Source organism: Kitasatospora sp. NPDC101801, assembly GCF_044766665.1.
GTDB lineage: Bacteria > Actinomycetota > Actinomycetes > Streptomycetales > Streptomycetaceae > Kitasatospora.
Map to the genome: position 1 here is coordinate 380154 of NZ_JBIWML010000001.1, position 26707 is coordinate 406860.

23 protein-coding genes are annotated in these 26707 nt (G+C 72.7%); 3 read left to right on the forward strand and 20 right to left on the reverse strand.

The genetic code is table 11. The annotated features are described in order from the left end of the window. Positions 1-7: 7 nt before the first annotated feature. The 4 genes from ACIRPK_RS01635 to ACIRPK_RS01650 all read right to left on the reverse strand — a co-directional run bounded on the left by ACIRPK_RS01635 (position 8) and on the right by ACIRPK_RS01650 (position 4628). On the reverse strand, positions 8-826 hold the full coding sequence (locus ACIRPK_RS01635; protein WP_403031394.1) for a ferritin-like domain-containing protein: 819 nt from the start codon (positions 824-826) through the stop codon (positions 8-10). After that, a complete protein-coding gene (locus ACIRPK_RS01640; RefSeq protein WP_403031397.1) occupies positions 823-1617 on the reverse strand; it encodes a ferritin-like domain-containing protein in 795 nt (264 codons plus the stop codon). Before ACIRPK_RS01640 ends, ACIRPK_RS01635 begins: the two co-directional genes overlap by 4 nt. Positions 1618-1791: 174 nt before the next feature. Continuing rightward, entirely contained in the window at positions 1792-3114 is a 1323-nt protein-coding gene (locus ACIRPK_RS01645; protein ID WP_403031399.1) for a hypothetical protein, read from the reverse strand. Positions 3115-3179: 65 nt separating this feature from the next. Continuing rightward, complete coding sequence (locus ACIRPK_RS01650) at positions 3180-4628, reverse strand: DUF4331 domain-containing protein (protein WP_403031402.1); 1449 nt, start codon at positions 4626-4628, stop codon at positions 3180-3182. A gap of 279 nt (positions 4629-4907) precedes the next feature. Between ACIRPK_RS01650 and ACIRPK_RS01655 the strand changes: the two genes are divergently transcribed. Continuing rightward, a complete protein-coding gene (locus tag ACIRPK_RS01655; RefSeq protein WP_403031405.1) occupies positions 4908-6515 on the forward strand; it encodes a high frequency lysogenization protein HflD in 1608 nt (535 codons plus the stop codon). Positions 6516-6522: 7 nt separating this feature from the next. Here ACIRPK_RS01655 and ACIRPK_RS01660 read toward each other — a convergent pair whose 3' ends face one another. After that, positions 6523-7155 carry a C39 family peptidase gene (locus tag ACIRPK_RS01660; protein WP_403031408.1) on the reverse strand — a complete coding sequence of 211 codons (633 nt, stop codon included), beginning with the start codon at positions 7153-7155 and terminating at the stop codon, positions 6523-6525. An 89-nt stretch (positions 7156-7244) separates the two neighbouring features. Between ACIRPK_RS01660 and ACIRPK_RS01665 the strand changes: the two genes are divergently transcribed. Then, positions 7245-7763 carry an alpha/beta fold hydrolase gene (locus ACIRPK_RS01665; RefSeq protein WP_403031411.1) on the forward strand — a complete coding sequence of 173 codons (519 nt, stop codon included), beginning with the start codon at positions 7245-7247 and terminating at the stop codon, positions 7761-7763. Between the two features lie 49 nt (positions 7764-7812). Here the strand turns inward: ACIRPK_RS01665 and ACIRPK_RS01670 are convergent, their stop codons facing one another. From ACIRPK_RS01670 to def, 4 genes are all read right to left on the reverse strand, one after another. Beyond that, entirely contained in the window at positions 7813-8784 is a 972-nt protein-coding gene (locus ACIRPK_RS01670) for an aldo/keto reductase (protein ID WP_403031414.1), read from the reverse strand. 66 nt (positions 8785-8850) lie between these two features. Continuing rightward, a complete protein-coding gene (locus tag ACIRPK_RS01675) occupies positions 8851-10293 on the reverse strand; it encodes an RsmB/NOP family class I SAM-dependent RNA methyltransferase (RefSeq protein ID WP_403031416.1) in 1443 nt (480 codons plus the stop codon). Between the two features lie 96 nt (positions 10294-10389). Continuing rightward, on the reverse strand, positions 10390-11328 hold the full coding sequence (gene fmt / locus ACIRPK_RS01680; RefSeq protein WP_403031418.1) for a methionyl-tRNA formyltransferase: 939 nt from the start codon (positions 11326-11328) through the stop codon (positions 10390-10392). A gap of 65 nt (positions 11329-11393) precedes the next feature. Next, complete coding sequence (def, locus tag ACIRPK_RS01685) at positions 11394-11933, reverse strand: peptide deformylase (protein WP_403031421.1); 540 nt, start codon at positions 11931-11933, stop codon at positions 11394-11396. Positions 11934-12136: 203 nt separating this feature from the next. On the opposite strand from def, the gene ACIRPK_RS01690 reads away from it, so the two are divergent. Further along, complete coding sequence (locus tag ACIRPK_RS01690; RefSeq protein WP_403031424.1) at positions 12137-12616, forward strand: hypothetical protein; 480 nt, start codon at positions 12137-12139, stop codon at positions 12614-12616. Between the two features lie 352 nt (positions 12617-12968). Here ACIRPK_RS01690 and ACIRPK_RS01695 read toward each other — a convergent pair whose 3' ends face one another. The 11 genes from ACIRPK_RS01695 to carB all read right to left on the reverse strand — a co-directional run bounded on the left by ACIRPK_RS01695 (position 12969) and on the right by carB (position 26707). Continuing rightward, positions 12969-15032 carry a primosomal protein N' gene (locus ACIRPK_RS01695; protein WP_403031427.1) on the reverse strand — a complete coding sequence of 688 codons (2064 nt, stop codon included), beginning with the start codon at positions 15030-15032 and terminating at the stop codon, positions 12969-12971. Positions 15033-15117: 85 nt separating this feature from the next. Continuing rightward, positions 15118-16326, reverse strand: coding sequence for a methionine adenosyltransferase (gene metK, locus ACIRPK_RS01700; RefSeq protein WP_403031430.1), 1209 nt, complete (start codon positions 16324-16326; stop codon positions 15118-15120). A 130-nt stretch (positions 16327-16456) separates the two neighbouring features. Continuing rightward, positions 16457-17674, reverse strand: a complete 1218-nt coding sequence (coaBC, locus tag ACIRPK_RS01705; RefSeq protein ID WP_403031433.1) for a bifunctional phosphopantothenoylcysteine decarboxylase/phosphopantothenate--cysteine ligase CoaBC — start codon at positions 17672-17674, stop codon at positions 16457-16459. Between the two features lie 137 nt (positions 17675-17811). Further along, positions 17812-18078, reverse strand: coding sequence for a DNA-directed RNA polymerase subunit omega (gene rpoZ / locus ACIRPK_RS01710; protein WP_057228106.1), 267 nt, complete (start codon positions 18076-18078; stop codon positions 17812-17814). A 59-nt stretch (positions 18079-18137) separates the two neighbouring features. After that, positions 18138-18695 (reverse strand): guanylate kinase, encoded by a 558-nt coding sequence (gmk, locus tag ACIRPK_RS01715; protein WP_403031436.1) that lies wholly within the window; start codon positions 18693-18695, stop codon positions 18138-18140. A gap of 72 nt (positions 18696-18767) precedes the next feature. Continuing rightward, on the reverse strand, positions 18768-19094 hold the full coding sequence (gene mihF, locus ACIRPK_RS01720) for an integration host factor, actinobacterial type (RefSeq protein ID WP_184911660.1): 327 nt from the start codon (positions 19092-19094) through the stop codon (positions 18768-18770). 269 nt (positions 19095-19363) lie between these two features. Beyond that, on the reverse strand, positions 19364-20200 hold the full coding sequence (gene pyrF / locus ACIRPK_RS01725) for an orotidine-5'-phosphate decarboxylase (protein ID WP_403031439.1): 837 nt from the start codon (positions 20198-20200) through the stop codon (positions 19364-19366). Between the two features lie 10 nt (positions 20201-20210). After that, complete coding sequence (locus ACIRPK_RS01730) at positions 20211-21170, reverse strand: dihydroorotate dehydrogenase (protein ID WP_403031442.1); 960 nt, start codon at positions 21168-21170, stop codon at positions 20211-20213. Then, positions 21170-22024 (reverse strand): dihydroorotate dehydrogenase electron transfer subunit, encoded by an 855-nt coding sequence (locus ACIRPK_RS01735; RefSeq protein ID WP_403031444.1) that lies wholly within the window; start codon positions 22022-22024, stop codon positions 21170-21172. The genes ACIRPK_RS01730 and ACIRPK_RS01735 overlap by 1 nt, the downstream gene beginning before the upstream one ends. A gap of 203 nt (positions 22025-22227) precedes the next feature. Continuing rightward, positions 22228-23325: a quinone-dependent dihydroorotate dehydrogenase gene (locus ACIRPK_RS01740; protein WP_403031446.1), complete on the reverse strand. Its 1098-nt coding sequence runs from the start codon at positions 23323-23325 to the stop codon at positions 22228-22230. A 73-nt stretch (positions 23326-23398) separates the two neighbouring features. Next, positions 23399-26707 (reverse strand): carbamoyl-phosphate synthase large subunit, encoded by a 3309-nt coding sequence (carB, locus tag ACIRPK_RS01745; protein ID WP_403031449.1) that lies wholly within the window; start codon positions 26705-26707, stop codon positions 23399-23401.

The following is a 26707-nucleotide window of genomic DNA, read 5'->3' on the forward strand; positions in this document are numbered from 1 at the left end:
CTGAAGGTCAGACCGTCAGCAGACTGGGGCTGGCGGCCTTGTCGACCGGGAGGAAGTCGTTCGGGACGGGGTACTGGCCGAGCACGTAGTTGAGGATCGCCGCGTGCATCGCCTCGACCGGCGCGATGGTGGCCGCGGTGGCGATCCCCGCCGGGCTGGTCACGTTGTAGGTGGCGAACAGGTAGGTCTGGGCCGCCTGGTCCTCCAGCTGGAGCGCCAGCTTGGCCACCGCCCCGACGTCGGTCGCCTTGCCCAGCGCGGCCGTCACCTCGGCCTGGTTGGAGAGCGGGACGGTGGTGATGGCGGCCTTGCCCGCACCGGTGAGCACCGCGTTCCAGGCCTTCGCGTGGTCGGCGTGCTGGGCCATCGCGGTGGTGATGAAGTTCCCCACCGCCGGGGGGACGGTGCCGAGCTTGCCCGCGCCCGCCGCGTCCAGGGCGGCCTGGTAGGCCCCGACCGCCTGGTTCTCCAGCGCGGTGGCCAGCGCGACCACCTTCAGGTCGCCGGTGTACTGCCCGCTCGCCGCGGCGGAGGAGCCGCTCATGGACGGCGAGGAGCTGCTCTTCGAGTCGGACGTCCCGCTGGAGCAGGCCGCCAGCACCAGGGCCGCCGCCACCCCGCCGGTGCCGAACAGGAACCGGCGCCGGTCCGGGTTCACCGCCTCGGGCCCGGCCGCCCGGCGGCTGCGGATCTCGGCCGCGAGGTCGACCGCACTGCTCTGCAGCAGCGGCAGGGTCTCGCGGTGTGCCTGCTCCATCTCCCCAGTCAGGGAGGTCAGTTCGCGCTCGCTGATGGGGAGGTCCCAGCCGCCCTTGGTCGCGGTCACTTCACGGCCCCTTCACTGATCGGCGAGGCGTCCTTGGTCGGGTAGAACGCGTCCGGGAAGCCGACGCTGCCGGCCGCGGCGGGCAGCTTGGCCGGGTCGACCGGGATGGCGATCAGGTCGGCGGCGTTGCCGGCCAGCAGGGCCTGCACCGCGAGCAGGGTGGCCCGGTGCTGGGCCTCCACCGGGGCGACCGAGGCGAACAGCTTGCGCAGGTCGCCGTTGCTGACCTGGCCGACGTTCTTGGTGTACGTCTGGGCGGCGACGTCCTCCAGCGTGATGGCGAGCTTCACCACGTCGGCCGGGGTCTTGATGGTCGGCAGGGTCTGGTCGACCACCGCCTTGTACTTCGGGTCCGGGCTGGTCTGCGCCTTGCCACCGGCCTGCGTCGCGGCGGCGTTGAACGCCTTGGCGTGGGCCTGGTGCTGCTCGGTGGTCTTGGCGATGAAGGCCGCCACCGTCTTGTTGCCGTCCTTGATGAACGGCAGGGTGGCCGCCGTCTGGTAGACGCTGATCGCCAGGTTCTCCAGCGAGGCCGCGGTCTGCAGCGCCATGATGTCGTCCGCCGTCGCGGTCGCCGCGAACGCCCGGGTGCCGCCCAGCAGCGCGAACGCGCCGGCCAGGCCGGCCACCGCTCCGCCGCGCCGCCACCAACCGGCCGGCCGGGGCTCGGCGCCGGCGGCGAAGTCGGTCAGCGCGCTGCGGGTGATCTTCACCGCATCGCTGTTCAAGTCCTGTGACTGCTCGGTGAGTTCTTCGAGCAGTCGGGTGTCGATGTGCTGTGCGCCCATCATTCCCCGTCTCCGGTTCTGGGGCCCGCACGATTCACGGGCCCACGCGAGCAGCATTCGACCCCACCGGCACCACGGATTGGCGCACTCGGCCGGGTTCACCCGCACGAGTGAAAACGCGTACTCCGTACCGCCCTGACCAGGGACTTGGCCCACCGTCAGTCCACTGACCGTCCGTCAGCCACCGCCCGCCGTGCCCAGCGAGTCGAGCGCGGCCCGCGCCTGCGGGGCGTACAGCGGCGAGAAGTGCGGGTCGATCCGGAGCGCCTCCGCCAGGTGGGTCCGCGCGGCGTCCCGCTGCCCGAGCGCCCGTTCGATCTCGCCCTGGTGGTAGCGGAACCGGGCGTTCGGCCACCCGGTGCGGCCGGCCTGCTCGGCCAGCCCGAGCGCCTCCCGGTCGGCGCCCTGCCGGTGCAGCGCCCAGCCGAGCGCGTCGGCGACCAGCACGCTCCGGCGGCGCTGCCACTCCGCCCGCAGCAAACGGACCGCCTCCGCCGGGTCCCCGTGGTCGGCCTGGTACTGACCCAGCGCCAGATCGTCCACCACCCCGTTCTCGGCGGCCAACCGGTGCTCGGCGGCGAGCAGTCCGTACTGCTGCCCGGCCTGCTCGGTTCGACCCAGGGACTCGTACAGCTCCCCGAGGTCCAGCAGGTACTGCGGCAGCGGCACCCGGCCGACGGCGGCGCCGTAGTCCCGGAGCGCGGCCTCGGTGTCGCCGAGCGCCGCCTCCGCCCTGGCCCGCCCGGCCAGCGCGGGCGTGTACTGCGGGTCGGCGTCCTGCGCCCGCTGGTAACCGGCCAGCGCGGCCTCGGGGCGGCCCGAGTCCTGCTCCAGTTCGGCGAGTTGGTGGAGGCAGAAGGCGCGGTCGGCGTCGTTGGCCGCCCCGGCCAGCGCCTGCCGGAGCGCCAGGCCGGCCCGATCGGTCTGCCCGTGCTGCTCCAGGTCGTAGGCGGCCCGGGTGAACGCGGCCGTGCCCGGCCGCCGGTCGAGCAGTGCCTGCACCGCGGCGGTGGCCTCGGTGTCGTTGCCCAACTGGGTCTGGGCGTCGGCCAGTACGGCGTACGCCTGCCAGTGGTAGGCGGAGACCGCGATCGCTCGGTCGGCGAACTCCTTGGCCTCGGCGAACCGGTGCCGGGCGTTCGCCAGCGCGCCCAGACCCGTCAGCGCGTCCGCGTTGGCCTCGGGCGCCAGGGCCAGTGAACGCCGCAACGCCTCCTCGGCCTTGGGGTAGTAGGACGGGTCCGAGGTCAGCCTGGCCTGTTCCACGTACGTACCGCCGAGCCTGGCCCAGGCCGACGAGTCGCCGGGCAACTGACGCAGGCGCTGCTGGGTGGCGGAGATCACCCGCTCCGGCGAACCGTCCGCACCGGCCGGTCCCGGCGCGGGCAGGGCCCCCCTGGGCGCGGCGGACGGTGCGCCGCCGTCCTCCGTTCCCAGCGCGGCGAAGGCCAGACCGCCGCAGAGCGCGACCGTGGTGAGCAGCAGGGGAAGTCGTCGCATCGGTGTCCTCGGGGCGCAGCCTGCGGGGAGGCGGGCGGATGGCGTGAACCACCCGCCCGCTGCGGTCAGTTGGCCTGGTTGACGGCCTTGGCGTACGGGACCGCGAGGTACGGGAAGCTGGTCCCGAACGGACGGTCGGCCGCGTTCACACCGTCTCCGGCGGCGAGCGGGGCGATCAGCTTGCCGGGGGTGGCGCCCTCCAGCACCTGGAGCGCGATGTCGATCACGTCGTCGCTCAGGCGGCGGCCGTTCGGGAAGCCCTGGAAGTCACCGTTGAGCACCCCGAGCCGGTCCGGCACGGGGGTGGACGGGGTGGACATGTTCAGCCGCAGTTCCTCGGCCGGGACGAAGGCACCCGGGTCGATGTCCTGGTTCAGCAACTGCGAGTTGAGGTCCACCTGGTAGGGACCGCCGGTGGCCTTGGCGATACCGGTCAGGAAGATCTCCTGGAGGTCGGTGCGCGGCGCCGCCGGTGCCTTGATCCCGTAGATCGCCTCGACCAGCTTCGGCACCTCCGGGTCCAGCACCTTGGCCACCACGGCCGGCTGGTTGTGGTCCTCGGACGGCGGCAGCGCGTTGAACGCGTCCTTCAGCCCGGCCGGCACCACGGCCTCGTTGACCAGCGGGTTGCCCAGCCGCGACACCTGCACGAACGGCCCCTCGGGCTGCCGGCCGCCGGGGGTGAGCTTCATGCTCTGCTTCTCGGTGCTGCTCCAGACCCCGATGACGGGGTTGCGGGTGGCGTCGCCGCCGAGCGCGAGCCGGCTCTTGGGTAGCTGGATGGCGACCGAGTTGACGTTGTAGCCCGCCAGGGTGTTCTGCCCGGTCTCCTTGAGGTTGCCCCCGTAGAGCAGGTCGAAGACCCGCAGGTCGAGGAAGAACGGGTCGGCCGCCTGGGTGGCCACCGTCTGTCCGCCGCCCGGCAGTTGGACGGTGGCCTGGTCGCGCAGCCGGCCGTAGTCGGGCATCGAGGCGGCGCCGGTCCGGGACGGCGCGACCACCCCGCGCTCGATCAGGGTGACCGGATCGCAGTCCGGGCGCAGCTCCTGGAGCGTGTAGTACTGCCGCACCTTCAGGGTCGGGTCGGTGAGGTTGTTCACCACGCCGGTGTTGTAGAGGAAGGTGTCGGTGCCCCGCTGGTCCTCGGTCCGGAAGGTCCAGCGGTAGGTGAGGTCCGGCCGGCCGGTGCCCCGGGAGTCGATGTTGATGTCGTAGTGCGCACCGTCCGCGAACGGGTAGAAGTTCGGCCCGCCGTTGGGCTCCTGGAACGGCAGCCAGTTGGCGATCAGCGTCACCGTGTCGGGCTTGTCCGGGCTGGTGAACGCGTACACGTCGGTGTTGTCGGTCTGCGGGTCACCGGAAATCAGCGGTGCCTCGCGGTGGCTGGACGCGCTGCCGACCCCGGCGCCGGGACCGGTCACGGCGGTGCCGGCCAGGGCCAGTCCGAGCACCGTCAGGACGGCCGCCGTTCGGGCCGTGGAGGACACGCGGACTGTTCTGAACTGGGACTTCATGGTGCTGTGGTACTCGCTTTCGATGGCGGGACGGATCAGCGGAAGCTCTACTGCGGGCACGGTCGCCCGCTCCGCACCACTCCTTCGTGCCCCGGCACGGGGCGGCTCGGCCGGGTCACCCGCACGGCCGACCCGGCTCACCCGTTCGGCCCCGGTGACGGTCTGTCGAGGACCGGCCCGGCCGGAGCGGTGCGGCAGAGTACCGGTGCCGACGGAGCGTCAAGTCCGCTGCCCGGACCGCCCGTCACCCCACTCATCCCCCGCCCCCGGAGGCCGTGCGTGACCCCTTCCCGATTGCTCGCCCGCGCCGGTGGCGCCCTGGGCGGCGCGCTCTGGCTGCTGGCGGGGACGGCACCGACCGCCGCCGCCCACCCGTTGGGCAACTTCTCGGTCAACCACCACCTCGGCTTCACCGTGCACCAGGACCGGATCGAGGTGCTGGCGGTCACCGACCAGGCGGAGATCCCCACCCTCCAGGAGCAGAGCCGGGTGGACCGGAACGCCGACGGCACGGTGGACGAGGCCGAACGCGGCAGCTGGGCCACCGAGCAGTGCGCGGCCACCGCCGCCCGGCTCCAGGTCCGGGCCGGCCCGGCCGGTGCGCCGCTGAACTGGCGGGTCGGCTCGGCACGTTACGGCTACGCGGACGGTGCCGCCGGGCTGCGCACCGCCCGGCTGGACTGCACGCTCGACAGTCCGCTCACCGTGGCCGCCGACGGGACCGAGCTCCGGGTCCGCAGCGGCGCCGACCCGGCCCGGGTGGGGTGGAACGAGATCACCGCCCGGGGCGTCGACGTCCGGCTCGACCCCACGGACGTGCCGGAGGTCTCCCCCTCGCGTGAACTCCGGGACTATCCACAGGAGTTGCTCGACGCCCCGAGCGGGGTGTTCGAAGCCCGGTTCACCGCGACCCCCGGCAGCGGCTCGGCCGTGGCCGGCCTGTCCGCCGCCACTCCCACCGGCGGCCCGGCCGGGTGGCTGGCCGCACTCGACCGCCGGCTGGCCGACCTGGGCACGGTGCAACGGCTCACCGTCCCGGTCGGCCTGCTCGCCGTCCTGCTGGCCACCGTCCTCGGCGCGGGCCACGCGCTGCTCCCCGGGCACGGCAAGGCGGCGATGGGCGTCTACCTGGCCGGCCGGCGCGGTCGGGTCAGGGACGCGGTCACGGTCGGAGCCACCGTCACCTTCACCCACACGGCGGGCGTGCTCGGGCTCGGACTGCTGCTGACCGGGTTCTCCACGCTGGCGGGCGACGTGCTGCTCGGGCGGCTCGGCGTGCTCAGCGGCCTGTTGGTGACGGCGGTCGGGGGGCTGCTGCTGCGCGACGTCCGCCGCCGGACCCGACCCGCCGCCGCAGGGCCGCACCCTCACGACCACCACCACCCGCACGACCACGACCACGACCACCCGCACCCGCATTCACACCCGCACCCGCCGAAGGACCCGGCGCAGCACGGCGCCCTCGCGGTACTGGAGGCCCCCGTCCACGAGCACCACGAGCACCACGACGACCACCACCGGCACGGCCTGTTCGGATCCCACCACCACGCCGAACCGCTCGGCCGGACCGGTCTGATCGGCCTGGGCATTGCGGGCGGCCTGGTGCCGAGCCCGTCCGCGCTGGTGGTGCTGCTGGGTGCCGTCGCGCTCGGGCGGACCATGTTCGGGGTCGCGCTGGTGCTGGCCTACGGCCTGGGCATGGCCGCCACCCTGACGGCGGCGGGCCTGCTCTTCGTCCGGGTCGGCGAGCGGATCGCCGGCGCGGCGGAGGGCACCCTGACCGCCCGGCTCCGCCGGCTGGCACCGTGGAGCGGACTGCTCACCGCGCTGCTGGTACTGACCGTCGGAGTGGGGCTGGTCCTGCGCAGCCTGCCCGCCGCACTCTGACCTCCCCTCAGCCGGGCGTGTCGGGCCCGCCGAGCACGATCCCCCGGTCGGCGTAGTAGCGCGGCAGCGCGGACCACGGCACCGGCGCGAAGCTCTGCGAACCGTCCGGGAAGCCCGAGGGGTTGTGGATCAGCAGCTCGCCGTCGCTCGCGCCGACGGCGAGCACCAGGTGCCCGCCCGGACGCGGCGGATCGGGGTCCAGGGTGCGGATGGACGGGTGGACCGAGAGCATCACCAACCGCCCGTCCGCCAGTTCCGCCCTGATCCGCTCGGTCGGCAACGGGGCGACCGCCTCGGCGGACAGTCCCCAGCGACCCGTCACGTAGGCCGCGAACGGCACGTGGATCAGCCCGTCCAGGCGGCCGTCCGGGTGGCGCACGTACGCGCCGGCCGCGAGGCACTCCTCGGCCAGCCGGACGGCGGGCGGGCTGATGCCCCACCAGTAGTCCAGCGCCATCCGCAGGCAGGCCACCCCGCACAGCCGCCAGGACCAGTACTCGTACTCCTCCTGGTCCGCCGCACCGGACCGCGCCCAGAGCGGGTCGTCCACCGCCAGCGCCGTCCCGGCCAGGATCCCGGGCACCAGCTCGGGCGACTCCCACTGCGCGTGGTACGGGACCTGATGCGTGATCGGCTTCATCCGGTCATCCTCACCCACTCCCGGCGCCGGCGCCGCCCGCCGGACGACCGGGGACCGGTCCGCCCGCAGGGCGACGCACTGCCCATTCGGTGGAGAACGCCGACCGCGCCGTGTTCTGCTGCCCGGGTCACGGACACGGTGCTGACGAAGGGTCGGGGAATGACGGAACAGGACGTGCGGTACGCGGAGGTGCCCGGCGGCCGGCTGCGGTACGCCCAGCAGGGCGCGGGGCCCGACCTGGCGCTGCTCAACACGGGCGCCACCGACCTGCGGACCTGGCGGTCTGGGGCGCCCGGCTGGACCCCGGGCAGCGCGCCTGGCTGGCCGGGATCTGCGCGGACTCGCCGGGCTTCCACCTCGGCCACCCGGCCGAGCCACTGACGCCCGCCCGGCCGGGCATCGAGCAGCTCGCCGCGCTGGCCGGGCCGGCCCTGGTCGCGGTCGGCGAGCACGATCTCGCCTTCACCCACCGCTGCGCGGACCGGATGGCCCAGGGCCTCCCCGGTGCGCACCGGGTGACGGTGGCCGGGGCCGACCACTTCGTGAACGTGACCGCACCGGACGCGTTCGCCGAGCTGATCACCGCCTTCACCGCCGCACGGAGCTGACGCCCCGTCCGGTCGGCCGGGCAGGGGCCCGGCCGACCGGAACGGCGGTCTACCAGGCGTAGTCCTCCGGCGCCGTCCGGTGGCCGGGGAAGATCTCGTCCAGCCGGTCCAGGGTCTTCTGGTCCAACGTCACCTCCAGCGCCCGGGCCGCCGCGTGCAGCTGCTCCAGGGTGCGCGGGCCGACGATCGGGGCGGTCACCGCCGGGCGGGAGAGCAGCCAGGCGAGCGCGATGTCGCCCGGCTCCTGGCCGAGTTCGGCCGCCAGGTCCTCGTACGCCTGGATCTGCTCGCGCTTGGCGGACACCGCCTCGGCGGCCCGGCCCTCCAGCCGGCGCAGGCCCTCGCGCTCCTTGCGCAGCACGCCGCCGAGGATGCCGCCGTGCAGCGGGGACCACGGGATCAGGCCGAGGCCGTAGTGCCGGGCGGCCGGGACGACCTCCAGCTCGACGGTGCGCTCCAGCAGGTTGTAGATCGACTGCTCGCTGACCAGGCCGAGGAAGTTCCGCGCCTTGGCGGTCTCCTGGGCCTGCGCCAGGTGCCAGCCGGCGAAGTTGCTGGAGCCGACGTAGATGATCTTGCCCTGGGCGACCAGCACCTCCATCGCCTGCCAGATCTCCTCCCACGGCGTCGCACGGTCGACGTGGTGCATCTGGTACAGGTCGATGTAGTCGGTGTTCAGCCGCTTGAGGCTGGCGTCGACCGCCCGGCGGATGTTGAGCGCGGAGAGCTTGCCCTCGTTGGGCCACTCCCCCATGTCGCCGTACAGCTTGGTGGCCAGCACGGTCTTCTCACGGCGGCCACCGCCCCGGGCGAAGAAGCTGCCGAGGATCTCCTCGGTACGGCCCTTGTTCTCACCCCAGCCGTAGACGTTGGCGGTGTCGAAGAAGTTGATGCCCAGTTCGTGGGCGGTGTCCATGATGACGTGGGCGTCCGGCTCCGTCGTGTGCGGGCCGAAGTTCATCGTGCCCAAGCAGAGTCGGGACACGGACAGGCCGGTACGGCCGAGGTGGGTGAACTCCATGTCCGCCACCCTCACCCGGCCGCCACCGGTCTGTCCAGCATTCCTTCCCGACGGACCGTCAATTCGTCAGACCGTGCGGCGGAACAGCGCCAGGTACATCGCGTCGGTGCCGTGCAGGTGCGGCCAGAGCTGCACGTCCGGGCCCTCGCCGAGACCGGGCAGCCCGGGCAGCAGCGGGCGGGCGTCGATCCACTCCAGGCCCGGGGTGTCGCGCAGCACGTCGTCCACCACCGCGCGGGTCTCGGCCAGGTGCGGCGAGCAGGTCGCGTAGCCGACCACGCCGCCGATCCGGGTGGCCCGGACCGCCCCGCGCAGCAGGTCGCGCTGGAGCGGGCCGAACCCGGCCAGGTCGTCGGGACGGCGGCGCCAGCGTGCCTCCGGGCGGCGGCGCAGCGCGCCGAGACCGGAGCAGGGCACGTCCACCAGGGTCCGGTCGAAGGTGCCGTCGGCCCAGGCGGGCTTGGTGCCGTCGGCGGCGATCACCGTGTACGGGCCGGGGTTGCCGTCCAGCGCGCGGGCCACCAGGCGGGCCCGGTGCGGCTGCTTCTCCGAGGCGACCAGCGCGGCGCCGCGCTCGGCGGCCAGCGCCGCGAGCAGCGCGGCCTTGCCGCCGGGCCCGGCGCAGCCGTCCAGCCAGAGCCGGTCCCGGCCCTCGACCGGCGCGGCGGCCAGCGCGAGCGCGACCAGCTGGCTGCCCTCGTCCTGCACCCCGGCCCGGTTCTCCTTGACCGCCTCGATCCCGCCGGGCTCGCCGCCCTCGGCGAGCCGGACCGCGTACGGGGACCACCGGCCGGGCTCCGACTCCGGCCTGGCGTCCAGCAGTTCGGCTGCCGTGGACCGTCCTGGCCGGGCCACCAGGGTCACCTCGGGGCGCTCGTTGTCGGCCCGCAGCAGGTCCTCCACCGCGGCCCGGCCGGAGGCGTCCGGCTGCCAGCGGCCGAGCGAGTCCCAGAGCGCGGAGACCACCCAGCGCGGGTGCGAGTGCACCACCGCGAGGTGGTCCTCGGCGTCCTGCTCGTACGGCGGGGCGACCTGGGCCAGCCAGGCGTCCAGGTCCTGCGCGCTGATCTTGCGCAGCACCGCGTTGACGAACTTGGCCCGGCCGTCGCCGAGCACCACCCGGGCCAGCTCGACCGTGGCGGAGACCGCCGCGTGGCTCGGGATCCGGGTGGTCAGCAGCTGGTGCGCGCCGAGCGCGAGCACGTCCAGCACCGGCGGGTCCACCTCGCGCAGCGGCCGGTCGATGCAGGCCTCGATGATCGCGTCGTAGCTGCCCTGGAGCCGCAGCGTGCCGTACACCAGCTCGGTGGCCAGCGCCGCGTCCCGGCGGTCCATGCCCTTCTGCTCCGCCTCGCGGAGCAACGAGGGCAGGATCAGGTTGGCGTACGCGTCCCGCTCGTCGACGGCCCGCAGGGCGCGGAACGCGACGATCCGGGCCGGGTCCTTCTTCGGGCGGCGGTGCGGACGCGCGGGGCGCTTGGCGCTGGGGGTGCTGCTGGGAGTGCTCATGCGGTGCCTCGGGTGCCTCGGAATGTGCTGCGGAGTCAGACCGTCAGTGTAGGACCGGACCGGCCCGACCCCGAAAACCTCCCCGGCACCGCGACGTCAGAGCCCCAGCAGCTCACCGGGCTCGATCCGGACGCCGCGGGCCCAGTCGGCCGCCCGCATCGGCTTCTTGCCCTGCGGCTGCACCTCGCCGAGCTCGATCTCGTGGCTGCCGGTGCCGACCCGCACGCTGTTCTTGCCGACCACGGCCAGCTCGCCCGGCGGCAGCTCGGCACTGTCGGTGACCAGCTTGACCGGGCCCGAGAGCTTGAGCCGCTCGCCCCGGAAGGTGGTCCAGGCACCCGGCGCGGGCGCGCAGCCGCGCACCAGCCGGTCGACCCGGAGTGCCGGGTGGGCCCACTCGATCCGGGCGTCCTCGACGTTGATCTTCGGTGCCACCGTGATGCCCTCGGTCGGCTGCGGGACGGCCTGCAGCGCACCGTCCGCGATCCCGTCCATGGTCGCCACCAGCAGCCGCGAGCCCGCCTGCGCCAGCCGGCCGAGCAGCTCGCCGCTGGTGTCGGTCGGGCGGATCTCCTCGGTCAGGATGCCGAACACCGGCCCGGAGTCCAGGCCCTGCTCGATCAGGAACGTCGACGCGCCGGTCACCTCGTCCCCGGCCAGCACCGCGTGCTGCACCGGCGCCGCACCGCGCCAGGCGGGCAGCAGCGAGAAGTGCAGGTTCACCCAGCCGTGCTGGGGGATCTCCAGCGCGCCCGGGCGGATCAGCGCACCGTACGCCACCACCGGGCAGCAGTCCGGGGCGAGTTCGGTCAGCCGGGCCAGGAACTCCGGGTCGCTCGGCTTGGCCGGCTTGAGCACCTCGATCCCGGCCGCCTCGGCCCGCTGCGCGACCGGGCTGGCCACCAGCTTGCGGCCCCGGCCCGAGACCGCGTCGGGGCGGGTGACCACCGCGACCACCTCGTGCCGGTCCGAGGCCAGCAGGGCGTCCAGGGCGGGAACGGCGACCTCGGGGGTGCCGGCGAAGACGAGGCGCATGGGGGCGGGGCCTTTCGGTGGATCTGAACGGGTGTCAGCGTCTGAACGGGGACCGACGGACGGCGTCAGCGGGCCGAGCCGAAGGTGGAGTGCGGGGAGACCTTCACCACCGGCGGCTCGCCCCACTCCGCCTCCCGGATCGCCTTCAGCGCGGCCTTGCGCTGCTCGCGGTCCAGCCGGTCGATGAAGATGATGCCGTCCAGGTGGTCGGTCTCGTGCTGGATGCAGCGGGCCAGCAACTGGGTGCCCTCGACGGTCACCGGCTCCCCGTACATGTCGAAGCCCTTGGCCACCACGCCGAACGCCCGCCTGGTGTCGTACCGCAGCCCGGGCAGCGAGAGGCAGCCCTCGGGGCCGTCCTGCTCCTCCTCGCTGAGCGACAGGTCCGGATTGATCAGATGCCCGACCACCCCGTCCACGTGGTACGTGAACACCCGGAGCGAGACGCCCAGTTGAGGCGCCGCCAGACCCGCACCCGGCGCGTCCAGCATGGTCTCGGTGAGGTCCTTCACCAGGCGCCGCAGCTCCTTGTCGAAGGTGGTCACCGGCCGGGCGGTGGCCCGCAGCACCGGGTCACCGAACATCCGGATCGGCTGGATCGCCATACCGAGGGTCTCCTGAGGGTCGATCGACAACGGCCGGGGCCCAGTCTATGCAATCCCACCTGCCCGTTCGGCCGGGCTTCTGGCATATCCCGTCTGCTCCTTGCGCGTGACCCCCCGCTCCCTCGGGCGTTGGTCAAGTGGGATTGACCGGGCCGTACGACGACCCGGTCCGGAAAGACGAGGGAAAGGTGGCACCAGAGGCCATGGCCGAGCAGATCAACCACGACGCCCGGGCGCGGGCCAGCCTGCACCTGCTGGTGCGGGACATCGAACGGGTCCGGCGACAGGTCGACGCCCTCCGTACCCTGACCGCCCAACTGGGCAACGTCTACCGTCCACGACGGCCCAGCACCTCGGCCGGCTTCGTGGTCTACGGCCGGGCCCCCGCCCCCACCGTGCGGCTCGCCCAGGAACTCCGGGAGAGCGTCGAGACCCTGGTCGCCGCAGCCGTCGAGTTCGACCGCGCGCTCGGCTTCTCCTGGGACTCGGTCGGCTCCGCCCTCGGCGTCACCAAGCAGGCCGTCCACCGCCGCTACGGTATGCGCCGCCCCACCGGCGAACTCCTCTCCACCACCCTCCCGACCCAGCCCCGCCCGGAACCCGAGGACGAACTCCCACCCCTCACCCGCGCCATCCCCCCGGCCCGCCAACCCGAACGCCCGGGCCTCCCCCTCCGCACCTGAAGGGACTCGGGGCTGTGCTGTTGTGCAGCTCCGCCGCATGGGCGACGCCGGCCTTTCAGCAGGGCGCTCAGGGCTACGGCCCAGGGGCTCGGGGAACTGCGACGCCATCCTCCGGAGCGTGATCACCACGTGAAAGGTCAGGCACTTTCGCCTGAACCCGCACCTGAAGCAGACCTCAGCCCCGCCCGGGGTCAACCACACCCGCACCTTCAACCCGCCCCGGGGCCGGCGTCGCAGTTCCCCGAGCCCCTGACTTCCGAACCATGTGCCCCGACTACCGGCGTCACCCACACGGCGAAGCCGCACACCCGCACAGCCCCGACCCCCCGGTCGTGCACCGTGTGCCGGAGCGTCAGCCGATGTCCGGGGGGTCGATGCGGATGCGGACCTGGTCGGGCGACCGCAGCGCGACCCGGGCGATCTGAGCCGCCTTCAGCGCTGCGGCCAGGGCCGCCCCCTGACCGGGCGCCACCCGGAGCAGGGCCCGCTCCCACTCCTGGCCCCGTACACCGGGCGCGGGCACCGGCCCGAGCACGTCGGCCCCCTCCGGCAGCCGGATCAGCGCCAGCAGATCCTGCACCGCCTGCGGAGCCCCCGTCACCGAGGCCATCCGCGACACCGGCGGGAAGTGCAGCTGCGCCCGCTCCTCCAGCTCGACCGCGGCGTGCCCCGCCGGATCCCACCGCACCAGCGCCTGCACGGGCCGTGCGGTGGGCTCGGCGACCACCACCACCGTGCCGCCCTCGCCGGCGGGCCGGACCAGGCCCGCGGCCGTCATCCAGAGCCGCAGCGCCTCCTCGCCGGCCCGCAGGTCGGGCCGGCCCAGCAGCGCCCAGCCGTCCAGCAGCAGGGCGGCCGCGTAGCCGCCCTCGGCCACCGGCTCGGCCCCCGGCGTCGAGATCACCAGGGCGGGCTCCCCGGAGACCACCGACAGCACCGAGTCCCTCCCGGACGTCCGGACCGGCACCCGGGGGAACGCCTTGCCCAGCTCCTCCGCCGTCCGCTTGGCGCCCACCACCTGGGCCCGCAGCCGGAACGACCCGCACTCCAGGCAGTGCCACTCGGGCTCGGGCTTGCCGCACCAGGCACACTCCAGCACCGCCCCGGCCGAACCGGCCGCCAACGGACCCTCACAGTGCCGACAGCGCGCGGGAGTCCGACACTGGGCACAGGCCAGCCGGGGCGCGTACCCGCGCCGGGGCACCTGGATCAGCACCGGGCCCCGGGTGAGCGCCTCGCGCGCCGCCTCCCAGGCCGGGCGCGGCAGCCGGGCGTACTGGGCGGCGGCGTCCCGCCCCTGGTCCAGGTCGGTCACGGTACGCACCCTGGGGGCCACCACCCGGACCGTCTCCCGGGGGGCGGCCAGCGGCCGGGCCCAGCCGGTACGGAGCAGCTGGGCGCCCTCGACCGTCACCGACAGCCCGCCGAGCAGCACCCCCGCGCCCTCCTCGGCGGCGCGCAGCAGCGCGACCTCCCGGACGTGCGGGTGCGGGGCGCGCGGGTCGCTGTGGCTGCCGTCGCCGTCGTTCCAGACCACCACCAGGCCAAGGTCCCGGACCGGGGCGAACATCGCGGCCCGGGTGCCGATCGCGGCCCGCACCGAGCCCCGGCTCACCGACAGCCAGCGGCGGTACCGCTCCTTGGGCCCGAGGTCGGCCGCCAGTGCCACGTGCCGCCCCTCCCCGAGCAGCTCGGTCAGCGCCGCGTCCAACCGGGCCACCGAACGGCCCTCGGGCAGCACCACCAGCGCGCCCCGGCCACCGGCCAGGGTGGCGGCCACCGCGCGGGCGATCTCCTCCGGCCAGGTCGGCCCGGGGAGCGCGGTCCAGACCGCCCGGGGCGCGCGACCGTCCCCGAGCGCCGTCAAGTACTCCGCTCCGTCGGTGTAGCGGTCCCAGCTCCCGACCGCCGGCGGGGCGGGCGCCGGCAGCGGCGCGGGCGAGGGCTCGGCCTCCGCCTTGGCGTGCCGGGGCGGAACCGCCAGCTGCAGCACGTCGGCCAGCGACCCGGCGTACCGGTCGGCGACCGTCCGGCAGAGCGTCAGCAGAGCCGGCGTCAGCACCGGCTCCGGGGACAGCACCTGGGCCAGCGGGGCCAGCACGCCGGGGAAGTCCGAGGCGGCCAGCCGGGCGACCACGAAGCCGTCGTACAGCTCGCCGCCCTCGCGCCGACCGCCCGCCCCGACCCGGGCGCCGAACCGGACCCGCACCCGGACCCCGGGCCTGGCCTCGTCGGCGAGGTTCGCGGGCACCGCGTAGTCGAAGAACTTGTCCAGGCTGAGCAGCCCCTTGTCGACCACCACCCGGGCCACCGGCAGCTCCTCGGCCAGCAGCGCACCGCGCCACGTCCGGGGCTTGGCCCGGCGGACCGTGTCCCGGATGAAGGCCAGCTGCTCACCGGCGTCGTCTGTGCTCATCGCTCCAACATCTACCAGACCCGGCCGACAGGGACGCGAGAGGCGGCGGCCACCCCGTCCGGGATGACCGCCGCCTCACGGTGGATCAGGCGTTGACGGCCTTCTTCAGCTGCTCGACCCGGTCGGTGCGCTCCCAGGTGAAGTCGGCGTCGTCCCGGCCGAAGTGACCGTACGCGGCCGTCTTCGAGTAGATCGGCCGCAGCAGGTCCAGGTCCCGGATGATCGCGGCCGGACGCAGGTCGAAGACCTCCGACACGGCGGCCTGGATCTTCAGGACCGGCACCGTCTCGGTCCCGAACGTCTCCACGAACAGGCCCACCGGCTCGGCCTTGCCGATCGCGTACGCGACCTGGACCTCGGCGCGCGAGGCGAGGCCGGCGGCGACGATGTTCTTCGCCACCCAGCGCATCGCGTACGCCGCGGAGCGGTCCACCTTGGACGGGTCCTTGCCGGAGAAGGCGCCGCCACCGTGGCGGGCCATGCCGCCGTAGGTGTCGATGATGATCTTGCGGCCGGTCAGCCCGGCGTCACCCATCGGGCCGCCGATCTCGAAGCGGCCGGTCGGGTTCACCAGCAGGCGGTAGCCCTCGGTGACCAGCTTGATGCCGTCGTCCGCGAGGCGCTTCAGCTCCGGCTCCACGACGAACTCGCGGATGTCCGGGGTGAGCAGCGACTCCAGGTCGATGTCACTGGCGTGCTGCGAGGAGACCACCACGGTGTCGAGGCGGACGGCCTTGTCGCCGTCGTACTCGATGGTGACCTGGGTCTTGCCGTCGGGGCGCAGGTACGGGATCTGACCGTTCTTGCGGACCTCGGACAGCCGCTTGGCGAGCCGGTGCGCCAGGGTGATCGGCAGCGGCATCAGCTCGGGGGTCTCGTCGCTGGCGTAGCCGAACATCAGGCCCTGGTCGCCGGCACCCTGCTTGTCGAGGTCGTCCTCGTCGCCCTCGACCCGGGCCTCGTGCGAGGTGTCGACACCCTGTGCGATGTCGGGCGACTGCGCACCGATGGACACCGACACGCCGCAGGAGGCGCCGTCGAAGCCCTTCTTCGACGAGTCGTAGCCGATCTCCAGGATCTTGTCCCGGACCAGCTGGGCGATCGGCGCGTAGGCGGTGGTGGTGACCTCACCGGCGATGTGCACCTGGCCGGTGGTGATCAGCGTCTCCACGGCGACCCGGGACTTCGGGTCCTCCCGCAGAAGCGCGTCCAGGATGGTGTCGCTGATCTGGTCAGCGATCTTGTCAGGATGTCCCTCGGTCACGGACTCCGAGGTGAACAGGCGGCGAGACACAGCGCTCCCTGGGGTTGCAGCGGCTGCTGACTGAATGCCCAGCTGGTCCGGGCATCCGGAAAGACTTTGATTCCTGGAGTGTAACGGTCGGCAAACGGCCTGCGGCAATCCCCTCAGAAAGTGAGATGGATCAGACTGCTCCGCCGAGCCGGGCCACCACGGCGTCCCAGACCGTGTCGGCCAGCGATTCCTTGGGCCCGTCGGCGATCTCGGTCTCGGTGCCGTCCGCGCTGAGCAGAACCGCGGCGTTGGTATCCCGCCCGAACGCCTTACCCCCGCCCACCTCGTTGACGACCAGCAGGTCGCAGCCCTTCCGGGCCAGCTTGGCGCGGCCGTTGGCGAGCACGTCGTCGGTCTCGGCGGCGAATCCCACCACCAGCTGGCCGGGCCGGGCCCGGTGCGCGGAGATCTCGGCCAGGATGTCGGGGTTGCGGACCAGGGCGACCGGCGCGGGCTCCACGCCGTCCACCTTCTTGATCTTGCCGGAGGCGTACTCGGCCGGCCGGAAGTCGGCCACCGCGGCGGCCATCACCACCGCGTCCGCGTCGGCCACCGCCTTCAGCGCCGCCTCCCGCAGCTCCAGCGCGGTCGAGACGTGCACCACGTCCACCCCGGCCGGGTCGGGGAGCGTCGCGTTGGCGGAGAGCAGGGTGACCCTGGCGCCCCGGGCGGCGGCCGTCACGGCGAGCGCGTAGCCCTGCTTGCCGGAGGACAGGTTTCCCAGATAGCGGACCGGGTCGAGCGGCTCGCGGGTGCCGCCGGCCGAGACCACCACGTGCCGGCCGGTCAGGTCGGCGGTCAGCTCGCCGCGCTCCAGCACCCGGCGACAGGCCTCGAAGATCGCGGCGGGCTCGGGCAGCCGGCCCTTGCCGGTGTCCTTCCCGGTGAGCCGTCCGACGGCCGGCTCCAGCACGATCACGCCCCGGCGGCGCAGGGTCGCGACGTTCTCCCGGGTGGCGGGGTGTTCCCACATCTCGGTGTGCATGGCGGGGGCCAGCACCACCGGACAGCGCGCGGTCAGCAGGGTGTTGGTGAGCAGGTCGTCGGCCAGACCGTGGGCGGCCTTCGCCATCAGGTCGGCGGTGGCCGGGGCCACCACCACCAGGTCGGCCTGCTGGCCGATCCGCACGTGCGGGACCTCGTGCACCCGCTCCCAGGTCTCGGTGGCGGCCGGCCGGCCGGACAGCGCCGCCCAGGTGGCCTCGCCGACGAAGTGCAGCGAGGCGGCGGTCGGCACCACGGTCACCTGGTGCCCCGACTCGGTGAACCGGCGCAGCAGCTCACACGCCTTGTACGCGGCGATGCCGCCGCTCACGCCGAGGACGACCTGGGGCGGACTGGCGTTCATCGCGGGCTCTCTCTGCCGTCGGAGGGGATCAGGCCAACCCTACGGCGCATCAGATCCGCACCGCACCATGGCCCTCGACACACGGAAGGGCCCGGCGGAGCGAACTCCGACGGGCCCTTCCGGTGCAGTGCTGTGACTCAGGCGGCGTCGATGGCCTCGGCCGTGAGCATGCCCGCGTTGATCTCGCGCAGCGCGATCGACAGCGGCTTCTCGTGCACGTGGGTGTCCACCAGCGGGCCGACGTACTCGAGGAGACCCTCACCCAGCTGGGAGTAGTACGCGTTGATCTGACGGGCGCGCTTGGCGGCGTAGATCACCAGGCTGTACTTCGAGTCCGTGGCCTCGAGCAGCTCGTCGATCGGCGGGTTGATGATGCCCTCGGGCGCGGTCATGGAAGAGGACACGCGAAAACCTTCCGAAAGAAAGAGAAAGACAGAATGCTGATCAGATCAACGTGAGCTGATCAGGCTACACCGAGCAAGGTTAGCAGTTCGGCCGCTACCTGCTCGACCGACCTGTTGACAAGGGTCGTGTCGAACTCGCTCTCGGCGGCCAGCTCCACCTTGGCGGCCTCCAGCCGGCGGTCGATCACGTCCTGCGGCTCGGTGCCCCGGCCGGTGAGCCGGCGGACCAGCTCGTCCCAGCTCGGCGGGCCCAGGAAGACCAGGCGCGCCTCGGGCATCGTCTCCCGGACCTGCCGCGCACCCTGGAGATCGATCTCCAGCAGCACCGGGACGCCGTTCTCCAGCTTCTCCAGCACCGCGGCACGCGGGGTGCCGTACCGGTTCCCGGCGAAGACGGCCCACTCCAGCAGCTCGCCGTTGGCGATCAGCTTCTCGAACTCGTCGTTGTCGACGAAGTAGTAGTGGACCCCGTTCCGCTCGCCGGGCCTCGGGTGTCGGGTGGTCACCGACACCGAGAGCCAGAGCTCGGGGTGCTGCTTCCTCAGATGAGCGACGACCGTGCTCTTGCCGACCCCCGAAGGGCCGGAGAGCACGGTCAGCCGCGGACGTTCACTCATGCACCGATTATCCCGGATCGCGGACGGTCCGGGCACCACCGGGTGGCCACCCGGTGTCGGCGAGGAGGCGGTTCAGGAAGCGGTGCTGCCGAACTCCCGCTCCAGCGAGGCGATCTGGTTCGTCCCGAGGCCGCGGACCCGACGGCTCTCGGAGATGCCCAGACGCTCCATGATCTGCTTGGCGCGGACCTTGCCCACGCCCGGCATGCTCTCCAGCAGTGCGGAGACCTTCATCTTGCCGATGACCTCGTCATCGGCCTTGCCCGCCTTGATCACGTCGTGCAGCGAAGCGCCGGCGTGCTTCAGCTTGTTCTTCACATCGGCGCGCTTCCGACGGGCTTCGGCAGCCTTGGCGAGCGCAGCAGTGCGCTGTTCAGGGGTAAGGGGCGGAAGAGCCACGCCGTTCACCTCAGGGTGTGGAAGGAAGGGATGAGCTATGACTGGTTGGTGCCTGAAGTACACCGATCGCAGGGTGAACCCAAGGGCTCTGACCTGCAAAAGCGACGATTCCCGCCGCCCTTCGGTGACCTCCCGCCGGACACTACCCAACTTGAGGCCGCACGTCAGGAGAAGAACACGAAAAGTCCTGGTCAGCCGAGGTCGACCAGGACTTTTCGGGGCAAATCAACCGGCCTGACGCACCGTCCGACCGATCACTGTGACGCTCCTCACTCCTTGACCGCCGTCGCGATCTCCTCGACGAAGCGTGCCGAGGCCGCCCGCAGGGCCGCCACCGAGGGTCCGTGCCTGAGGATGTCCCGGCTGACGCTGGGCACCACGTTGCCCACCGAGTCGCCGAACACCCGGGGCAGGTCGGCCGCGGTCGCGCCCTGGGCGCCGACTCCGGGGGCCAGCAGCGGGCCGTTCACGGCGAGGTCCGCCCCGGCCTCGGCCAGCGTCGCGCCGACCACCGCGCCGAACGAGCCGAGCGGCTCGGCCCCCTCGTTCTCCGCCGCCAGCCGGTTCAGCACCCCCTGGGCCACGCTGACCCCGTCGGCGCCGATCGCGCGCTGCACCTCGTGCCCCTCCGGGTTGGAGGTGAGCGCCAGCACGAACAGGCCGCAGCCGTTCGCCCGGGCCAGGTCGACGGCCGGCTGCAACGAGCCGAACCCCAGGTACGGACTGACCGTCAGGGCGTCCGAGAACAGCGCGCGGTCCGGGGAGAGGAAGGTCTCCGCGTAGGCGGCCATGGTGGAGCCGATGTCGCCGCGCTTGGCGTCCATCAGCACCAGCGCCCCGGCCTCCCGGGCCTCGACCACCGAGCGCTCCAGCACCGCGATGCCCCGGGAGCCGAACCGCTCGAAGAACGCGGCCTGCGGCTTGAGCACCGCCACCTCCCCGGCCAGTGCCTCCACCACGGTGCGGCTGAAGGTCTCCAGACCGGCGAGGTCGTCGTTCAGGCCCCAGGCGGTGAGCAGCGAGGCGTGCGGGTCGATGCCCACGCAGAGCCGGCCGCGGGTCTCCAGGGCGGTGTGCAGTCGGGCACCGAAGGGAGCGAGGGTCATGGACGGCCTTTCAGCTGGTGGCGGGACGGTGGGCGTACCCCACCGCATCGGTGTACGTGGCGAAACCCCGGGCCGCCAGCTCGCTGCGCAGCTCGTCGAGGATGCGCAGCGGGGCGGCGGGGTCGTTGAACAGGGTGGTGCCGACGGCGACGCCGGAGGCCCCGGCGAGGGTGAACTCCAGGGCGTCCAGGCCGGTGCGCAGGCCGCCCATCGCCAGGATCGGGACCTGCGGGATGCGTCCGGCCAGCATCTCCGCGTGCACCTGGTGGACGCAGCGGACCGCGATCGGACGGATCGCGGGCCCGGACAGGCCGCCGGTGATCCCGGCCAGCGCCGGGCGCATGGTGACCGGGTCGATCGCCATGCCCAGGGTGGTGTTGATCATCGAGAGCCCGTCCGCGCCGGCCTGGACGCAGGCGGCGGCGATCTCGGTGATCGAGGTGACGTCGGGCGAGAGCTTGGCGTAGACCGGCAGCTCCGCGTCGGCCACCCGGCGCACCGCCCGCACCACGTCGTAGGAGGTGGCCGGATTGCGGGCGAAGACCAGCCCGCGGTCGGCGACGTTCGGACAGGAGATGTTGACCTCCAGGCCGATCACCCCGGGCTGCCCGTTGAGCTGCTCGGCGACCTCGGCGAACTCCTCCAGCCGCTCCCCCGCGATCGACACCAGCACCCGGGCGCCGCGCTCGGCCAGCCAGGGCAGCTCGTTCCGGACGAAGTGGGCGATCCCGGCGCCCTGCAGGCCGATCGAGTTGAGCATCCCGGACGGCGTCTCGGCCATCCTGGGGGTGGCCCGGCCGGACCGGGCGTACGGCATGATCGTCTTGGTGGTGACCGAGCCGAGCGCGTCCAGCGGGACGAACTTGGCCAGCTCCCGCCCGTACCCGGCGCAGCCGGAGGCGGTGGTCAGCGGGTTGGGCAGGGTACGGCCGCCGAACGGGGCGGTCAGGTCGACCTGCTGAGCCGTCATCAGCCCCGCACCCCCATCGCGGCCGCGCCTTCCAGGTCGGCGGGCACCGTGCCGAGGTCCGCCCAGCGCACCTTGGCCCCGTCGAAGACCGGCCCGTCGGTGCAGGAGCGGACGAACCGGCTCACCCCGTCCTCGCCGACCACCGGCAGCACGCAGGTCATGCAGATGCCCACGCCGCAGGCCATCGACTCCTCCACGGCGGTCCAGCACCGGGTGCCCAGTTCCTCGGCGATCGCGGTCACCGCGCGCAGCATCGGCATCGGGCCGCAGGCGTGCACCACGGTGGCGTCGATCGCCTTGATCGCCTGTGCCATCGGGTCGGTGACCCGGCCGGTCAGCCCGGCCGAGCCGTCCTCGGTGACCACCAGCACGTCCTGGGTGAGCGCCCGGGCCGCCTCCACCCCGAACAGCCGCGCCTCGGTGGCCGCGCCCAGGATGAAGCCGATCTGGCCGCCGCGCCGCTTGATCTCCTCGGCGAGGGGGAAGAGGGGTGCGCTGCCGTAGCCGCCGGCCACCAGCAGTGCGCTGACCGGCCCCTCGGGCAGCGGGAAGGGGGTGCCGAGCGGGGCGATCAGACCGAGCCGGTCGCCGACCCGGCTGCGCACCAACTCCCCTGTGCCCGCGCCGTGTTCAGCGATCACCAGCTCGATCGTGCCCGCCGCGACGTCGGCCCGGTGGATCGAGAAGGCCCGCCGCAGCAGCAGCGCCGAGGCCCCGCCACCGACCGCCAGGGTGGCGAAGTGCCCGGGCCGCACCCGGGGAGCCGCCTCGGGCGCCCGCAGCACCAGCCGCCGGTACGCCCCGGCCGCGGTGGACTCGACCACCTCGGCCTCGGTCTGAACTGGATGGGCCATCAGAACTCACCTTTCCGGCAGACTCGCGCTGCACTCTGCCAAACCGGACGACCCCCTGTCACTTCCCCCGCACACCCGCCCGACCTGTCGGTACGACTCCCACGGGATCGGACCCACCAGGGGCGCGAGGAACTGCGCGAATCGGAAGACTCCGTCCCGCAGCCGAGCACCTCCGGCCAGTTGCCCGTGCATCCCCAGGAGCGCTACACCTTGGCGCTGCCCACAGCCTCGGCGATCGACGCGAAGCCGCTCTCCCGAAGCCGCGCCGACAGCCCCTTGTGCATCCGCCGCATCCAGAACGGCCCCTCGTAGACGAACGCGCTGTACCCCTGCACCAGGTCGGCCCCGTGCGTGATCCGCTCCCACGCGTCGTCCGCGGTCTCGATGCCGCCGACCGCGATCAGCACCAGCCGGCCCTCGGTCCTGGCCCGCAGCCGCTGCAGCACCTCCAGCGAGCGCGCCTTCAGCGGGGCGCCGGACAGCCCGCCCATCCCGATCTCCTCGATCCGCGCGGCGGACTCCCGGAGGCCGTCCCGCCCGATCGTGGTGTTGGTCGCGATGATGCCGTCCAGGCCGATCTGGAGCGCCATGTCGGCGATCTCGTCGATGTCCTCGTCGGCCAGGTCGGGGGCGATCTTCACCAGCAGCGGCACGTGGTGCGGGGTGGCCCGGTCGGCCGCCCGACGGACGTCCACCAGCAGCGGGCCGAGCGTGGAGACGGTCTGCAGGTTCCGCAGGCCGGGGGTGTTCGGCGAGCTGACGTTGACCACCAGGTAGTCGGCGTACTCGGCCAGCCGCTCGGTGCTCTGCACGTAGTCGGCGGTCGCGTCGGCCTCCTCGACCACCTTGGTCTTGCCGATGTTGACGCCGATCACCGGGGTCGAGGTGGTGTGCGGACGGGCCTTCAGCCGGGCCGCCACCCGGGCCGAGCCCTGGTTGTTGAAGCCCATCCGGTTGATCAGCGCCCGGTCCTCGACCAGCCGGAACAGCCGCGGCGCCGGGTTGCCCGGCTGCGGCTCACCGGTGACGGTGCCGATCTCGACGAAGTCGAAGCCGAGCATCGACAGGCCGTCGATACCGATCCCGTTCTTGTCGAAGCCCGCACCGAGACCGAACGGGCCCGGCAGGTCGAGCCCGAGCGCGGCGGTGCGCAGCGCCGGGTCCCGGGGGGCCAGCACCGCCTTCACCAGCTGGCGCAGTCCGGGCACCGAGGCGGCCAGCCGGATCCAGAAGAAGGCGAGGTGGTGCGCCTTCTCCGGGTCCATCTTCTTGAAGACCAGGTCGAACAGGAGCTTGTACACGGCGGGTTGAGCCTTCCTGGACATGGGTGTGGGGGGCACCCCACTGTGCGGTGTGCCCCCCACGAGGATCGGACTACTTGCGGCCCGCGTTGATCAGCGCCGCGTGCTCCTGGAGCGACATCACCCCGATGTCGCCCCGCACCAGCGCCGCGCTGCCCTGGACGGCCGCGCCCATCGCCTGAACGGTCGTCAGGCACGGGACGCCGCGCGAGACGGCGGCGGTACGGATCTCGTAGCCGTCCAGCCGCCCGCCGGTGCCGTACGGGGTGTTGATGATGAGGTCGACCTCACCGTCGTGGATCAGCTGCACGATGGTCCGCTCGCCGTCCGGCCCCGGGCCCTCGCTGTGCTTGCGCACCACGGTGGACGGGATGCCGCCGCGCTGCAGCACCTCGGCGGTGCCGGAGGTGGCGAGCACCTCGAAGCCCATCTCGACCAGCGCCCGGGCCGGGAAGACCAGGTTGCGCTTGTCGCGGTTGGCGACCGAGACGAAGACCTTGCCGGAGGTCGGCAGCGCGCCGTACGCGCCGGCCTGCGCCTTGGCGTACGCGGTGCCGAACACCTTGTCGATGCCCATCACCTCGCCGGTGGACCGCATCTCCGGGCCGAGCACGGTGTCCACGCCTCGGCCGTGGATGTCGCGGAAGCGGCTCCACGGCATCACGGCCTCCTTGACCGAGATCGGGCAGTCGGCCGGCAGCGTGCCGCCGTCGCCCTCGGCCGGGAGCAGGCCCTCCTTGCGCAGCTCGGTGATGGTGGCGCCGAGCGAGATCCGGGCCGCGGCCTTGGCCAGCGGCACGGCGGTCGCCTTGGAGGTGAACGGCACGGTGCGGGAGGCGCGCGGGTTGGCCTCCAGCACGTAGAGGATGTCACCGGCCAGCGCGAACTGGATGTTGATCAGGCCGCGCACCCCGACGCCCTTGGCGATCGCCTCGGTGGAGACCCGCAGCCGCTTGATGTCGTAGCCGCCGAGGGTGATCGGGGGCAGCGCGCAGGCCGAGTCGCCGGAGTGGATGCCGGCCTCCTCGATGTGCTCCATCACGCCGCCGAGGTAGAGCTCCTCACCGTCGTAGAGCGCGTCCACGTCGATCTCGACCGCGTCGTCCAGGAACCGGTCGATCAGCACCGGGTGCTCGGAGATCAGACCCGCGTGCCGCTCCAGGTAGGAGGCCAGCGAGGGCTCGTCGTAGACGATCTCCATGCCGCGCCCGCCGAGCACGTACGACGGGCGGGCCAGCACGGGGTAGCCGATCTCGTCGGCGATCGCCTTGGCGTCCTCGAAGGAGAAGGCGGTGCCGTGCTTGGGCGCGGGCAGGCCCGCGTCGCGCAGCACCCGGCCGAACGCGCCGCGCTCCTCCGCCAGGTCGATCGCCTCGGGCTGGGTGCCGACGATCGTCACGCCGTTGTCCTTGAGCGCCTGGGCCAGGCCGAGCGGGGTCTGGCCGCCCAGCTGGACCAGCACACCGGCGACCGGTCCTGCCTGCTGCTCGGCGTGCACGATCTCCAGCACGTCCTCCAGCGTGAGCGGCTCGAAGTAGAGCCGGTCGGAGGTGTCGTAGTCGGTGGAGACGGTCTCCGGGTTGCAGTTGACCATCACGGTCTCGTACCCGGCCTCGCTGAGCGCGAAGGAGGCGTGCACGCAGGAGTAGTCGAACTCGATGCCCTGGCCGATCCGGTTCGGGCCCGAGCCCAGGATGATCACGGCGGGCTTGGTGCGCGGCGCGACCTCGCTCTCCTCGTCGTAGGACGAGTAGAAGTACGGGGTCTTGGCGGCGAACTCGGCGGCGCAGGTGTCCACGGTCTTGAAGACCGGGCGGATGCCCAGCGCGTGCCGCACCTCGCGGACCACGTCGCCCTTGAGGCCGCGGATCTCACCGATCTGCTGGTCGGAGAAGCCGTGCCGCTTGGCGTGCCGGAGCAGCTCCGGGTCCAGCCGCTCGGCCTCGGCCAGCTCGGTGGCGATCTCGTCGATCAGGAACAGCTGGTCGACGAACCACGGGTCGATCTTCGTGGCGTCGAAGACCTCCTGCTGGGTGGCCCCGGCCCGGATCGCGTCCATCACGGTGTTGATCCGGCCGTCGGTCGGGACCTGGGCCTTGGTCAGCAGCTCGGCCTTGTCCCCGAGTTCGCCGATCCAGGAGAACTGCGAGCCCTTCTTCTCCAGCGAGCGCAGCGCCTTGTTCAGCGCCTCGGGGAAGTTGCGGCCCATCGCCATTGCCTCGCCGACCGACTTCATGGTCGTGGTCAGCGTGGCGTCGGCGCTCGGGAACTTCTCGAACGCGAACCGGGGCACCTTGACCACGACGTAGTCGAGCGAGGGCTCGAACGAGGCCGGGGTCTTCTCGGTGATGTCGTTCGGGATCTCGTCCAGCGTGTAGCCGACCGCCAGCTTGGCCGCGATCTTGGCGATCGGGAAGCCGGTGGCCTTGGAGGCCAGCGCGGAGGAGCGGGAGACCCGGGGGTTCATCTCGATCACGATGATCCGGCCGTCGTCCGGGTTGATCGCGAACTGGATGTTGCAGCCGCCGGTGTCGACGCCGACCTCGCGGATGATCGCGATGCCGATGTCGCGCAGCGTCTGGTACTCACGGTCCGTCAGGGTCATCGCCGGGGCGACGGTGATCGAGTCACCGGTGTGCACGCCCATCGGGTCGAAGTTCTCGATCGAGCAGACCACCACGACGTTGTCGTTCTTGTCGCGCATCAGCTCGAGCTCGTACTCCTTCCAGCCGAGGATGGACTCCTCCAGGAGCACCTCGGTGGTCGGCGACAGCGTCAGGCCCTGGCCGGCGATCCGGCGGAGCTCGCCCTCGTCGTGCGCGAAGCCGGAACCGGCCCCGCCCATGGTGAACGAGGGGCGGACCACGACCGGGTAACCGCCCAGCGTCTCCACGCCGTTGATGACGTCGTCCATCGAGTGGCAGATCACCGAACGGGCCGACTCGCCGTGGCCGATCTTGGCGTTGACCGCCTCGACCACGCCCTTGAACAGCTGCCGGTCCTCGCCCTTGTGGATCGCCTCCACGTTGGCGCCGATCAGCTCGACGCCGTACTTGGCGAGCACGCCGTTCTCGTGCAGCGAGATCGCGGTGTTCAGCGCGGTCTGCCCGCCGAGGGTCGGCAGGAGCACGTCGGGGCGCTCCTTGGCGATGATCTTCTCGACGAACTCCGGGGTGATCGGCTCGACGTAGGTCGCGTCGGCGATCTCCGGGTCGGTCATGATGGTGGCCGGGTTGGAGTTCACCAGCACCACCCGCAGGCCCTCGGCCCGCAGCACGCGGCAGGCCTGGGTGCCGGAGTAGTCGAACTCGGCGGCCTGCCCGATGACGATCGGGCCGGAGCCGATCACCAGGACGGACTTGATGTCAGTGCGCTTCGGCAC